The sequence below is a fragment of the Calothrix sp. 336/3 genome (assembly GCF_000734895.2).
Taxonomy (GTDB): Bacteria; Cyanobacteriota; Cyanobacteriia; order Cyanobacteriales; family Nostocaceae; genus 336-3.
The window spans coordinates 161,280-173,244 of the sequence record NZ_CP011382.1; the positions used below are offsets into that span (position 1 = coordinate 161,280).

Annotated in this window: 13 protein-coding genes and 1 tRNA gene; 7 read left to right on the forward strand and 7 right to left on the reverse strand. The window is 39.2% G+C overall.

What is annotated here, in order from left to right; all coding sequences use genetic code 11:
- Together IJ00_RS00685 and IJ00_RS00690 are read right to left on the reverse strand one after the other, a co-directional pair.
- The gene (locus IJ00_RS00685) at positions 1-516 is read right to left on the reverse strand and encodes a thermonuclease family protein (RefSeq protein WP_035149046.1); all 516 of its coding nucleotides are present in this window, start codon (positions 514-516) and stop codon (positions 1-3) included.
- A gap of 109 nt (positions 517-625) precedes the next feature.
- Positions 626-994, reverse strand: a complete 369-nt coding sequence (locus tag IJ00_RS00690; RefSeq protein WP_035149048.1) for a 2Fe-2S iron-sulfur cluster-binding protein — start codon at positions 992-994, stop codon at positions 626-628.
- 91 nt (positions 995-1,085) lie between these two features.
- On the opposite strand from IJ00_RS00690, the gene IJ00_RS00695 reads away from it, so the two are divergent.
- From IJ00_RS00695 to IJ00_RS00720, 6 genes are all read left to right on the forward strand, one after another.
- Positions 1,086-1,172: transfer RNA gene (locus tag IJ00_RS00695), tRNA-Ser, on the forward strand.
- Between the two features lie 435 nt (positions 1,173-1,607).
- Positions 1,608-4,052 (forward strand): 26S protease regulatory subunit, encoded by a 2,445-nt coding sequence (locus IJ00_RS00700; protein ID WP_035149049.1) that lies wholly within the window; start codon positions 1,608-1,610, stop codon positions 4,050-4,052.
- A 294-nt stretch (positions 4,053-4,346) separates the two neighbouring features.
- Positions 4,347-4,829 (forward strand): DUF1634 domain-containing protein, encoded by a 483-nt coding sequence (locus IJ00_RS00705; protein WP_035149050.1) that lies wholly within the window; start codon positions 4,347-4,349, stop codon positions 4,827-4,829.
- 15 nt (positions 4,830-4,844) lie between these two features.
- Complete coding sequence (gene nagA, locus IJ00_RS00710; protein WP_035149051.1) at positions 4,845-6,020, forward strand: N-acetylglucosamine-6-phosphate deacetylase; 1,176 nt, start codon at positions 4,845-4,847, stop codon at positions 6,018-6,020.
- Positions 6,021-6,300: 280 nt separating this feature from the next.
- Positions 6,301-6,732, forward strand: a complete 432-nt coding sequence (locus IJ00_RS00715) for an NfeD family protein (protein WP_046814934.1) — start codon at positions 6,301-6,303, stop codon at positions 6,730-6,732.
- 57 nt (positions 6,733-6,789) lie between these two features.
- Complete coding sequence (locus IJ00_RS00720) at positions 6,790-7,791, forward strand: SPFH domain-containing protein (RefSeq protein ID WP_035149053.1); 1,002 nt, start codon at positions 6,790-6,792, stop codon at positions 7,789-7,791.
- A 35-nt stretch (positions 7,792-7,826) separates the two neighbouring features.
- Here the strand turns inward: IJ00_RS00720 and IJ00_RS00725 are convergent, their stop codons facing one another.
- The 5 genes from IJ00_RS00725 to IJ00_RS00745 form a co-directional block, all read right to left on the reverse strand.
- Complete coding sequence (locus IJ00_RS00725) at positions 7,827-8,330, reverse strand: DM13 domain-containing protein (RefSeq protein WP_035149054.1); 504 nt, start codon at positions 8,328-8,330, stop codon at positions 7,827-7,829.
- Positions 8,331-8,701: 371 nt separating this feature from the next.
- A complete protein-coding gene (locus tag IJ00_RS00730) occupies positions 8,702-9,283 on the reverse strand; it encodes a hypothetical protein (RefSeq protein ID WP_035149056.1) in 582 nt (193 codons plus the stop codon).
- A gap of 140 nt (positions 9,284-9,423) precedes the next feature.
- Positions 9,424-9,681 carry a hypothetical protein gene (locus tag IJ00_RS00735; RefSeq protein ID WP_046814683.1) on the reverse strand — a complete coding sequence of 86 codons (258 nt, stop codon included), beginning with the start codon at positions 9,679-9,681 and terminating at the stop codon, positions 9,424-9,426.
- 44 nt (positions 9,682-9,725) lie between these two features.
- The gene (locus tag IJ00_RS00740) at positions 9,726-9,992 is read right to left on the reverse strand and encodes a hypothetical protein (protein ID WP_035149058.1); all 267 of its coding nucleotides are present in this window, start codon (positions 9,990-9,992) and stop codon (positions 9,726-9,728) included.
- Positions 9,993-10,056: 64 nt separating this feature from the next.
- Complete coding sequence (locus IJ00_RS00745) at positions 10,057-10,302, reverse strand: hypothetical protein (RefSeq protein ID WP_035149060.1); 246 nt, start codon at positions 10,300-10,302, stop codon at positions 10,057-10,059.
- A 516-nt stretch (positions 10,303-10,818) separates the two neighbouring features.
- Between IJ00_RS00745 and acsF the strand changes: the two genes are divergently transcribed.
- On the forward strand, positions 10,819-11,895 hold the full coding sequence (acsF, locus tag IJ00_RS00750) for a magnesium-protoporphyrin IX monomethyl ester (oxidative) cyclase (RefSeq protein ID WP_035149061.1): 1,077 nt from the start codon (positions 10,819-10,821) through the stop codon (positions 11,893-11,895).
- The last annotated feature ends 70 nt before the right edge of the window (positions 11,896-11,965 follow it).

The following is an 11,965-nucleotide window of genomic DNA, read 5'->3' on the forward strand; positions in this document are numbered from 1 at the left end:
TTACCTTTGTCTACGAAATTCCGCAGGAGATGTCCGCATAGGTTTTTCGGGGTTCCAAATTCCTTCTCCCATGAGTCTTGCCCATTGCTGGGCTTTTTCCAAGGATTTGTCATATTTATGGTTCGGCGATCGCCCCACAAATAAAGCTTGTCCTTCCTTAACTAATTGCTCATTCAATAGGACTTTATCCTGCCAAACATAGGCAAGAGTCCGTCCAAATTTATCCTTACCTTCCAAGTCAAACTCTAACATCACCGTTTGACCATTAATTAATGCTTGTAAACGTTCCTTGGCATTATTTCCCCAAGGAGTTTGTTGCAAATCAGGTGCATCAATCCCTAATAATCGTACCTGGGAAACTAAGGTGGGTTGATTTCCCATACCCATGACTTCTATGGTGTTACCACTGACTACCTGGGCAATTTGTACCTGCACTTTGATATTATCTGATAATTTTTTCTGCCCTTGACAACCTGTTAATAGCAATACGCAAGCAAAAATAATAATTCTTCTCATAATTGTCTAACTAGGGGGTGGGGGATGAAGGATAGGAAACGAACAGAAAATATCCTTTTCCCTAAGTTCCTGCTCTCTTCACTCTTTCCCCATCAATTAAAAACTGACACTAATCCTCATCTAAGGGTAAACCAAAACGTACTCTACCCCTAGCGAAGTGACGACCAAATTGTAGTTCATAGACTTCGTCTTCGTCCTGAGTCTCCACAATTAAGTTAGAACGGGCATAGCTGACACACAACAGAGCATAACCCTTTTCTCGCAGCTCTGGAGAGAGTCCCACCGCTTCCGGTTGGTAAATGTCTCCTGCTATCACCCGCACCGCGCAAGTGGTGCAAGCACCGTTACGACAGGAAAATGGTAGCTCTGCTCCTTGTTTCTCGCAGCTATGAAGAATATACCTATCTGCGGGAACTTCGAGACTGTATTCGGTTCCTTGAGCGCGATCGCGGACTTGAACTGTATATGTAGAGGACATTTGAAGTTATTTTCTCGAAAATGTGGGATTTTTGCTAGAATTTGATTGCCATTGAGTTAATTTTAATGTACAGTGGTAAATTGTGACCCAAGGAGAGATGGCCGAGTGGTTGAAGGCGCAGACCTGGAAAGTCTGTTTGGGGGTGACTTCAACGAGGGTTCGAATCCCTCTCTCTCCGTTTTTTTCACTGATTCTACAAGGATTGTAGCTATCTTATTTTTAGGCTATATAGCTTTGTAGTAATGTTATTGGTATACAAATGGTTTAACTGTGGTGGAACTTTACCATGGCTAAACCATTTTTTTATTGCAAACTTCCTTCTCTACATTCCTGACTGTGTAAGGTTTTCAGAATCTTACGTCACACCATGATAAATAAGCATTTCCGGTGGTATACAGTACATACATACCAATAAATTGCATTTTTAACTTTAAGTATCCTCAAGCTGTTTCTTGTCAGCAATTTCCTGTATTCATTTCCCGTTTTGCCCTGTAGACTCATGTTACAAGTATCAAAAGTTACTTAATGCCTTGCTAAAAACTCTGATTTTCATTTAGCGAGATATATATGTAAATTTAGGGAACTATAGATGTAGTTTCTGTGAGTAGACAAGATGTCCTATACAACCTATTTAAACTCCATTAAAAATGAACTCTTAAGAACTGGTAAATCAAAAAAAAGCTTACGAGTTAAAACCATCATGGAACAGTTTGGCTATCAACGGAGAAGTCAGGCATTTATAGATGATTTTAATACTAATTTGGATAATTTAGGACTTTGTGCCGAACCACTTTTTGACTTATATATTCCCCTGGATACCAAAATTAATATATCTGTCAAAGGTGTAAAAATTTCTGAAGAGGTAGCTCCATCGGAAGCAAATTCTCAAAAGCTGAGGAAATCAATCCCAGTTAAGCATGATTTCTTTTACTATTTATTTGATTTTGGTTCTGAGCAAGAATATGAGCGTTTTCAATCTTGTTTAGATTCTAGCCAACCTATAGGAATTTTTCTGATTCCTCAATCAGCAGATTTTTTCTCGGACATTGTTGTCAAAATATTAAATTATGAATTAATTAGAAAATTCCAATATGCAGGTGGTTATGACATTCCCACTTTATCTATCAAACAGTTTCCTACTAATATTCTGCAATCAGATGATGAGAGTGAAAATGAGAAAATAAACCCCCTTCAAGGAGCAAATATTTTTCATTTCTATTCTTCAACAATGACGAGTGTTATTCTGGGTAATACAGGCTTAGAATTGCTGGATTCAGAGAAATTCGATGAGCAATTTGAACAAATATCTCTAGCAGTTAATAAATACAATTCTACACAATCATTTATCTTATTTCACTGTCCATCATTATCAGAAATACAATCTCAACAAAAAGAAGATTCTCTGGGACATTTAGTCGATAAAGTTGCGAGTAAAATTCCCTTCACTTTTACCCTAAGATGTAAATATGAGCAAGAAATATCGATTGAGAATAAAGAAGATATATTAGCTCACTTTCGTCTCTTGCTAGAGCTACCTGATTACACCACAGATGAAGATGATATCTCTCTACTAAATTATTTTTTAGAACTTCAAAAAGCTCAGATTCAAGCTGAATCACAATTGTTGTTGAAGATAAAACCGGAACACCTTTATCATCTGAAATGGGAAGGAGAAAGTAGTGAGTATATTTATCTCAAATACTTTGCGATTAAAACCTTAGAAAATTTAGGGTATGAATTATCCCATATAGGTTGTGATGTAGAGTTAAATTCCCAAAGTGAAGAAAATACAGATGAGGAAACTGACGAAGAGGAAGAATGTCAAAGTGAAACCGTCGAAGTCTATGTCAAAAATAAGATTGTTGTAGAAATAGAAACCCTCAAATATCAAGATGTAGCGGATAATAATCTATTCTTTGATATGATTAAGAGGATTTTAAGAAAATCTCGTGTATGGTCAAACCAGTTAGAAAGTGTTTGGTTAGTAGTACCCGGATTTGAAATTGCTCGCAACTATTATCAATTGAAAAAAACCCAAGAAATCCTAGAATATAAATTACGAGAATATTATGGTGCAAATTTTCAAGTTGTTGTCATGACTCCAGATTATGAAAAGCACCAGTTAGTCCCAGTTTCATTTGCAACAATTGATTATCCTACCTTTGAATATAAGGTGAGGAAAAACACCACAAGAAAGATTCTCCCTGTTGTCAAGCAAGTAGAACTTGATTTTAGTCAAGTCAAAGGACTCAGTGAGGAAAAAGATAAATTAAATAAACTACTTAAGTTACAATCCAAAGGTCATAAAAATGCCATAGGCGGTATTTTGTTCTATGGATTACCTGGATGTGGTAAAACATTACTAGCCAATGCATTTGCCAACGAATCAGGGCGATATTTCTTTAAGTTTTCCCCTGCTGATATTATCAGTATGTGGATAGGTCAGAGTCAGAAAAATATTCGAGATATTTTTGTTCAAGCTAAGAAAAAAGCTCCTTCTGTTTTGTTTATAGATGAGTTAGATAGTATTGGTTTTAGTCGGAACGAAGATGGTGCGCACACTGACCAAAAAGCAACAATTAATCAATTATTAATTGAGCTAAATAATATTAAAGATAGTGATGTAATAGTGATTGCTGCGACTAATTACTTAAGTGGAATTGATAGTGCTTTGAAACGCTCCGGTAGGTTAGATTGGAAAATTCCCATTTTTCCACCCAACCAAGAAGAGAGAGCCGATTTATTTCAACACTATTTATCGCAAATCAATGTAAATAAAACAGTAAATTTTGAAATTTTAGCCGAGAAAAGTGCGAGATTTACATCATCTGATATTGAGTTAGTCTGTCGAGAAGTTAATAATGCTATCTTACTAGAAGAGATAAGTTCATATCTGACGACTTCTGATGTGATTACTTACATTCATAATCTCCAAGATGGTGGTTTAAGTCTCAATCAAGAGCAGGTGAAAGATTTCTTGGATGAGTGTAAGAGATTGAGTGTCAAGAATTCTAAATTGGAAACCCTAAAATTAGAATGGCAGCTTGAGGAATCATAGTTTTCTGCAAGTTATTTTAGACTTGCTAGAGTGAAGAGAAAGGGTGAAATCAACCGAGAAAATCTAGAAAACGGCTATCAATGCTGAATATTTGCAACTAAATAGCACCTATCCCCCCTAGAAGGAGTAGTATCTTACCAAGTACATTCCTGACTAGGGGTGCTTCTTGTTATATTTATCACCAGATTCATGGTGGGATTGTTAAGTTTTTGTAATGGGATGGGGGAGCAGAGGTTTATTAGGAAGATTTTTGGGGTGCAATTTGGTGTTAGGCGATTAGGGGAATAATTCACTATGTTTAAATTAAATTCTCAGCAGTTAATTACTTCTGCTCCAGAAAAGGGTACAGTTATTCACCTACCCCTAGCATCCCCAAATCCCGCAGAAACTCCCGCACCACAGATATCGGAAAATTCCCAACTCCTAAAAACTTTACTCAGTGGTTTACTCAAATATGGTGTATTAATCGCCAGTAGTGTAGTTTTATTTGGTGGTATCCTTTACCTGGTAAAACATGGTAGGGAAACAGCAGAGTATCATTTTTTCCAGGGTGAACCGAGTCAGTTTCGCTCTCCCACGGGGGCGATCGCCGCAGCCGCATCAGGTAGTTACCGTGGTATCATTCAGGTGGGATTATTATTGTTAATCGCTATTCCAATTCTGCGAGTCATCATCTCTTTATTGATATTTCTCAAACAGCGTCACTGGATTTATGTCACCATTACCACCCTGGTATTAACAGCTCTGATGTACAGTTTACTAGCAGCTTATTTTTGATATTTTCCCTTCTGTATGACCAGCATCACAATCACAACCCCCCTGGATATCATAAATGCCAGAATTCCAGGAGAATCAGAATTACAAATGTTGCTAGTGAATCGTCAAGGGATAATTGAGAAAATCTTGCCGATGACGACTATTTTTAAACGAGTACCAGCAAGTGACTTGCAAGTATTAGATGTCGGTGGTGATTGGATTTCCCTCGGTGGTGTGGATTTACAGATTAACGGTACTTTGGGTTTAGCTTTTCCAGAATTAAATGCCGAAAATCGCCAGATGTTACCCAAAATCTGCGAATATCTCTGGAATCTGGGAGTTGATGGCTTTTTACCCACCCTAGTCACCACATCAGTAGAAAATATTCAGCGATCGCTCTCCATCTTCGCTGATTTCATGGCAAAACCTACCCCAGGAGCGCAAATACTCGGTATTCACTTAGAAGGACCATTTTTAAATTACCAGAAAAGGGGCGCTCACCCTGCCGAATATCTCCTACCCCTAAGCATTCCAGAAGTTAAACGAGTTCTCGGTGACTACGCAGATATAGTTAAAATTATCACCCTTGCCCCCGAATTAGACTCCACCGCAGCAGTCATTCCCTATCTACGCTCCCTCGGTATCACTGTCAGTTTAGGACATTCCCAAGCCACCGCCCAGCAGGCACAAGAAGCTTTTGCTGGTGGTGCAACGATGGTGACTCATGCTTTCAATGCTATGCCACCTCTACACCATCGGGAACCGGGGTTACTAGGAGCTGCTATTACCCATCCAGGAGTTATGTGTGGCTTGATTGCCGATGGGCAACATGTCTGCCAAACTATGTTAGATATATTACTGCGTTCAAGTGGTGGTACTCAGGGAGCATTTTTAGTTAGTGACGCTCTGTCACCCTTGGGTTTAGCCGATGGCATTTACCCCTGGGATAGTCGGCAAATTGAGGTCAAAAATGGCACAGCGAGACTTGCCGATGGAACCCTCTCAGGAACAACTTTACCCCTGTTGGTAGGAGTACAAAACTTAGTTAAATGGGGTATTTGTGATGTAGAATCAGCCATATCCCTAGGAACAACTGCACCACGACAAGCCATAGGCTGCTCCAAAAGTCTGACTGGTGTTGATGCCAAGCAGTTAGTCAGGTGGCATTTTTCTGAATCAGATAGGCAATTAAATTACCAGAGATGCTTGTAGTTAATGATTGTGGGTAGGATTCCATTGGGCGATCGCCACAGTCTTACCCCCATTTTAAATACACATTCCCTGGGTTGTAGCTTATTAAATCTTAAATATCTCAAAAATCTGCTTTTGGTAGGTGTAGTATCAGCATTGCCCTATTGATGAGATATCCATCTCTACCTAATCCCAAATCTCAAACCTACAATAGTATTAGATACAATTTCGGGAAAACTCCTGATGCTAGGTGTATCTGAGAATAGAGACATATTTCACAAATATCAATGTTGAAGCGGCTATGTCAAGCGCGATGTCGATTTGGTTAATTATCGGAACAGGGCTATGTTTGACTGAGTTATTCTTTCCGACAGCGTTTGTCACATTGATGATGGGTTTGAGTGCTTTTGCAGTGGCACTGATGTCGGGAATATTAGGAAAACTCTGGTTACAAGTTGTGGCGTGGGCGGTAATTTCCATGGTACTGGTTTTTATGTCCCAGCGTTTACTACCAAAACCACGCCGACAGAAAAAAAGTCCAGATGCAGTCATAGCAGAAACCCTGAGCGAAATTCCTCCAGGAAAACCTGGGAGAGTTTTATATGAAGGAAATTCTTGGCGGGCAAGATGCGACGATGAAAAATTGCACATTGCTGCTCACGAACTCGTTTACGTTGTGCGACGGGAAGGTACAACTTTAATAATTATGCCCCAGAGTGTTCTGCATGGGTAAATTGGGCATATTCAATGAGATGCAACTATCTTTTCCTTTTTTTATTTGGAGATAAAAATGGAAGGCGTATATTTTTTAATTTCGTTAATATTTGGTGGTTCGGTATTAGCAAGTACAGTTAAAGTAATTAACCAAGGTGATGAAGCTTTGGTGGAACGCTTGGGAAGTTATAACAAGAAACTAGAACCGGGTTTAAATTTTGTCGCTCCATTTTTGGATAAAGTCGTTTATAAGCAAACAATTCGGGAGAAAGTTTTAGATATCCCTCCCCAACAATGTATTACCCGCGATAACGTGGGGATTACAGCTGATGCTGTCGTCTATTGGCGCATCGTCGATATGGAGAAGGCTTATTATAAGGTGGAAAATCTCCAGTCAGCCATGGTGAATTTGGTATTAACCCAGATTCGTGCAGAGATGGGACAATTAGAACTCGACGAAACATTTACAGCGCGATCGCAGATTAATGAGACACTATTACACGAATTGGATGTAGCCACTGATCCCTGGGGTGTGAAAGTTACACGGGTAGAATTACGGGATATCGTACCTTCCCAAGCGGTGCGCGAATCTATGGAATTACAAATGTCTGCTGAACGTCGCAAACGCGCAGCTATTCTCACCTCCGAGGGCGATCGCGAATCTGCTGTTAACTCTGCTCGTGGTAAAGCTGATGCTCAAATTTTAGACGCGGAAGCACGGCAAAAATCTGTGGTTTTAGCTGCGGAAGCGGAGCAAAAAGCCATTATCTTAAAAGCCGAAGCTGAACGTCAACAACAGGTACTCAAAGCCCAAGCTGTTGCTGAGTCTGCTGATATTATCTCCCAAAAAATCAAAAGTGACCCCACCACCAAACAAGCTTTAGAAGTTTTATTGGCATTGGGTTATCTTGATATGGCTTCCATCATTGGTAAGAGTGATAGCAGCAAAGTCATGTTTATGGATCCTCGCACAATTCCCGCTACCCTAGAAGGAATCCGTTCCATTGCTGGAGATACCGCAACCGATAGTAGTGGAATTCTATCTCAGCCCAAGTTCCCTAACAATAATCTCAGCTAATCAGCAGACATATTCCCAAAACGAATGTTATTCCCCTACCCATTACTTAACTTTGCAGCACCGAAAGTTGCATTAAACTTACGACACCAAATCACCACAGACTTATAATCTGCGACATTGATTGTGTTAGGAATAGCATAACTTTGAGCGCCATTAAATTTTTTCAAGCGACTCAAAACCACGTAATCCCCCTTCTTCAATGCATGGGATGGGGGTTTCGTAGAACCAATTACATTATCTGAACGATGTAGAATTACAACTAAATCAGGACCAGATGTGGAAGTTTTAAATGATTTATCAAGCTCAACAAAGGACTTGCCATTTTTCATTCTAATCCTAACTATCCCCTTCGTTTCATGTTCTCCAGAAACAAAATTACCAGTCTTACTAGTAGCTGACTGTTCCACTTTTGCAGTCTGAATGACAGAATTATCTGGAGATTTAGCCACAACGTTAGTTTCAGTCGAACTCACTTCCTTTACACAGCTAAACATTACCAAGGATACCAGACTCACCATCACTAAATTTTGAAATTTCATCTCTATTCCTAATCAGTAGTATTGAATATTTCGATTGCTGTAAACTGATTATCCCTGGAGCAGTTGATGTCAAGATGATGGGATGCTAAATCTTCCCCCATAGAAACCTGAGAATTTCCCCAGCTTTATTCTTATCGTTTTCTCAGGTAATTCTCAATTTTGGGCTAGATTACAATTAAAACATAGCGATCGCCATACCTGGAAGTTAAACCTTTTCACTTTCAATTTGATACAAAGAGGGTGCAGGGGTGCAGGGTGAAAGAATTAGAGAGACTATAATTTTGTATCAAGCATTTCGTGAAATCGGATTAGAAGGTATTTACCGAATCAGAAAAGCCAATTTCTCGATTTTGCATAAAGTCGAGTTGAGATTATTCCCAGCTATGATTAGCTAATTTACCTAAAAATAGTGCAGTACCCACACAATTAACAACCAAAGTCAAACCATCATTTAATGAATCTGCAAACCGCACCTTTCTTTTTTTATCCTGTGCTACTTCTTGATGAGTGTATCTGACTGGTTGATAATTGTCTTGTTTTTCCTGATGATTACAGTATGGCTGAAAATCATGATTTCTCAGTAATCCGGCTAAGTTTTGTTCTGGATTGGGGAAAGGATTTGTTTGCAATCTGACATCATTACTACTAGAAACAAAGTGTTGAGACTTATCCCTTAAGAGGTGAGTTACTAGTTGATTTGATAAAGATTCTAACTGCTCATTAATTTGAGAATTATTGATACTATTAATAATCAATTCTTCACTGGATTGAATAATATTTTTAATCTGTTCTTGCTCTCTCTTGATAGAATCATCACTAGTAGAGTTATCTTGAGAGTCACTATTTACCATTCCTTGTAACTCTATCTCAAATTGTACTGGAACTTTTAAAGTTAAAGACACTAGCATTTTATTGTTTTCTAATTTGTAATCTGCTTCTGGGATAGTAGACATAACTCCAAACTCCTGGTAGTCAAGTTAATTTTTGATAGAGAATAGAAGGAACTCACACCACCAGTCAATCATGATGGTGTGAATATTTTCTGAGAGATAATCCGGGATTCAAGAATTTAACACGATAGATTATTTCGTATCTACTGACTACATGGTACCTCCGGTTCTAAAGTTTTAGTTTCACAGGGTTCTTGAGGATAACAAACGGGTGCTTTCGCTTGTACTTCTGGCTCTAAATACAAATCTGGTTCAATGTAAATTGGCAGCTTTTGTTTGGTTATGGGTACAGCGTTGAATTGAACGTAGGAGTTAATCGTAATTGGAACATTCAGCTTAATGGGAACGGTAAATTCGCATTCGCAATGATTTTGCTGGGGACGATTAGGTGTATAAGTCATGGTTTTTGATTCCTTTTTGAATGAATGACAAATTGACGTAGAATTTAGTTACTTGCGGGTAAAGTTTCTTGAGCTTCTTTTAGCTGGGGAACTTCACAGGGTGCTTGAGGGTAACAAACGGGTGCTTTTGCTTGTACTTCTGGCTCTAAATACAAATCTGGTTCAATGTAAATTGGTAGCTTTTGTTTAGTTGTGGGCACACAATTGAATTGAACGTAGGAGTTAATCGTAATTGGAACATTGAGTTTAATGGGAACGGTAAATTCGCATTCGCAATGATTTTGCTGGGGACGATTAGAGTTATAAGTCATGGTTTTTGATTCCTTGTTGAATGAGTGAAAACTTGAGGAAGAATTAATTACTTGTAGGTAAAGATTATTGAGCTTCTTTTAGCTGGGGAACTTCACAGGGTGCTTGAGGGTAACAAACAGGTGCTTTCGCTTGTACTTCTGGCTCTAAATACAAATCTGGCTCAATGTAAATTGGCAATTTTTGTTTGGTTATGGGTACAGCATTGATATAAACTAGGGAATTAATCGTAATTGGAATATTGAGCTTAATGGGAACAGTAAATTCACATTCACAGTGATTTTGGTTGGGGTAATTAGGACTATAAGTCATGGTTTTCTACTCCTTTGAAATTTACATTTGTGATAATTTTCTATCAGATGAAAACATCTGAACTTTGTTTTACAAGAATTGAAAAGAACCCAGCGTTTATTTAGTAACTGCGTAGCTTCAACTCTTTCCTCTTTTTTATAGAAACAGGAAAATTAACTTATGCAGTACTGCATCTGAAAAGCAAAATTATTTCTAGGGATAACCTCAAATTTCCTTGGAGAGGCTGACATTCTTCTAGCTCAAGTGTCAATTTTCACCTCTGTGATACAAAGGATGGGCTAGTGGGTACCCCCAATCCCAGGTTTTCCCGATACCCATCCCAAAAAAAATGGTCAATTGTTGCAACTCTTAATGTTTTCTCTGCCAGCTGTGGCTCAGGGCTTGGTAAACTGAGATTTGATACAAATGTTATATCCTCGTCTCGTAAATTTATAGAGACATTACTACCGCCCCTTGGGGGAGCTTTGTCAGCTTCTGCAAGTGCTACCAATATAGAGACAAGCAAGCAATCATAACATGGTAGATTCCCTAAAAAAACCAGGCTTTGAAGAATTGCGCCCAGGGATTAAAGTCCCCGCGCAGGAAACTCTGCTAACTCCCCGGTTCTACACCACCGACTTTGATGCGATGGCGAAGATGGATATCTCCGTCAACGAAGACGAGTTACTGGCTATCCTGGAAGAATTCCGGGCAGACTATAATCGTCACCATTTTGTTCGGGATGCGGAATTTGAGCAATCCTGGGATCATATTGACGGGGATACTCGCCGCTTATTTGTAGAATTTCTGGAACGTTCCTGTACAGCAGAGTTCTCCGGATTCTTGCTGTATAAAGAATTGAGCCGCCGTCTCAAGGACAAAAGCCCTGTTTTAGCAGAATGCTTTAATTTGATGTCACGGGATGAAGCGCGTCATGCAGGTTTTCTAAACAAAGCTTTGTCTGACTTCAATATGTCCCTAGACTTGGGCTTTTTAACCAAGAGCCGGAAGTATACCTTTTTTGAACCGAAATTTATTTTCTACGCCACCTATTTATCTGAAAAGATTGGTTACTGGCGTTACATCACCATTTATCGTCATTTGGAAGCGCATCCAGAAGACAGAGTTTACCCAATTTTCCGGTGGTTTGAGAACTGGTGTCAGGATGAGAACCGTCATGGTGACTTCTTTGATGCGGTGATGAAAGCTCAACCCCAGATGCTCAATGACTGGAAAGCACGTCTATGGTGTCGCTTCTTCCTGTTGTCGGTATTTGCCACTATGTATCTCAACGACATCCAACGTAAAGATTTCTATGCAACCCTCGGCTTGGATGCACGGGAATATGATATTCATGTGATTGAGAAGACTAACGAAACTGCTGGTCGTGTCTTCCCAGTGATGTTGGATGTAAACAATCCAGAGTTTTACAATCGCTTGGATGTATGCATCAAGAATAATGAGAAATTGACAGCGATCGCCAACTCCAACACTCCCAAAGTAGTACAGTTGTTCCAGAAGTTGCCCTACTACGTTTCTAATGGTTGGCAATGTTTGAAGCTATACCTGATGAAACCCATTGACACGGCGATCGCCGAAGGTTCAGTGCGTTAATTAGCCAATTTCTGATGATAATTTCCGGGTTCTGCTCATAGCGGAACCTTTTTTATTTGGAATACCTCAA

Bases quoted from the DNA above. Each gene is read 5' to 3' on its own strand.
- IJ00_RS00735 (WP_046814683.1), bottom strand. From the start codon at position 9,681: ATGACTTATACACCTAATCGTCCCCAGCAAAATCATTGCGAATGCGAA.
- IJ00_RS00740 (WP_035149058.1), bottom strand. From the start codon at position 9,992: ATGACTTATAACTCTAATCGTCCCCAGCAAAATCATTGCGAATGCGAA.
- IJ00_RS00725 (WP_035149054.1), bottom strand. From the start codon at position 8,330: ATGAAATTTCAAAATTTAGTGATGGTGAGTCTGGTATCCTTGGTAATG.
- IJ00_RS00720 (WP_035149053.1), top strand. From the start codon at position 6,790: ATGGAAGGCGTATATTTTTTAATTTCGTTAATATTTGGTGGTTCGGTA.
- IJ00_RS00685 (WP_035149046.1), bottom strand. From the start codon at position 516: ATGAGAAGAATTATTATTTTTGCTTGCGTATTGCTATTAACAGGTTGT.
- IJ00_RS00705 (WP_035149050.1), top strand. From the start codon at position 4,347: ATGTTTAAATTAAATTCTCAGCAGTTAATTACTTCTGCTCCAGAAAAG.
- IJ00_RS00690 (WP_035149048.1), bottom strand. From the start codon at position 994: ATGTCCTCTACATATACAGTTCAAGTCCGCGATCGCGCTCAAGGAACC.
- IJ00_RS00715 (WP_046814934.1), top strand. From the start codon at position 6,301: ATGTCAAGCGCGATGTCGATTTGGTTAATTATCGGAACAGGGCTATGT.
- IJ00_RS00730 (WP_035149056.1), bottom strand. From the start codon at position 9,283: ATGTCTACTATCCCAGAAGCAGATTACAAATTAGAAAACAATAAAATG.
- IJ00_RS00700 (WP_035149049.1), top strand. From the start codon at position 1,608: ATGTCCTATACAACCTATTTAAACTCCATTAAAAATGAACTCTTAAGA.
- acsF (WP_035149061.1), top strand. From the start codon at position 10,819: ATGGTAGATTCCCTAAAAAAACCAGGCTTTGAAGAATTGCGCCCAGGG.
- nagA (WP_035149051.1), top strand. From the start codon at position 4,845: ATGACCAGCATCACAATCACAACCCCCCTGGATATCATAAATGCCAGA.
- IJ00_RS00745 (WP_035149060.1), bottom strand. From the start codon at position 10,302: ATGACTTATAGTCCTAATTACCCCAACCAAAATCACTGTGAATGTGAA.